General features: G+C 53.5%; 1 protein-coding gene. It reads left to right on the top strand.

The features are described from left to right. The coding region (locus EB812_RS11595) for an IS3 family transposase (protein WP_130958330.1) at positions 1-466 on the top strand (466 nt) is incomplete at its 5' end. Positions 467-525: the final 59 nt, after the last annotated feature.

Genomic DNA, 525 nt, shown 5'->3' with positions numbered 1-525 from the left:
GGATATCACTTACATCCCCATGCGCAAAGGCTTTCTGTACCTGGTGGCCGTTATGGACTGGCACAGCAAAAAAGTGTTGTCCTGGAGACTTTCCAACACCATGGACGCTGATTTCTGCGTCGCGGCCCTGGAAGAGGCCTTGGCGAAAAACGGTAAGCCCGATATCTTCAACACCGATCAGGGCAGTCAGTTCACYAGTTTCGCATTTACCAACGTTTTGCGGGAGAACGGAATCCGTATCTCCATGGACGGCCGGGGCCGCTGGCTGGACAATGTCTTCATCGAACGCCTCTGGCGCTCGCTGAAATATGAGTGCGTGTACCTGAACGCTTTTGAGACCGGCTCGGAGGCCCGTGYGGGTATTGGAAGGTGGATTGACTTTTACAACCGTTTCCGGCCGCACAGCAGCCTGGGTGGAGTCCCCCCGGAACGTTTTCATGAACAAGGACTTTTAAAGGCAGCCTGATAAGGGTAAAACTAGCTAACAAAGCGCTATTTGCTGTCCGAACAATGGGGACCACCTCT

The organism is Desulfovibrio legallii, from assembly GCF_004309735.1.
GTDB classification, from domain to species: Bacteria; Desulfobacterota; Desulfovibrionia; order Desulfovibrionales; family Desulfovibrionaceae; genus Desulfovibrio; species Desulfovibrio legallii.
The sequence above is the reverse complement of the archived record's forward strand: the minus strand, read 5'-3'. Positions and strand labels throughout refer to the sequence as shown.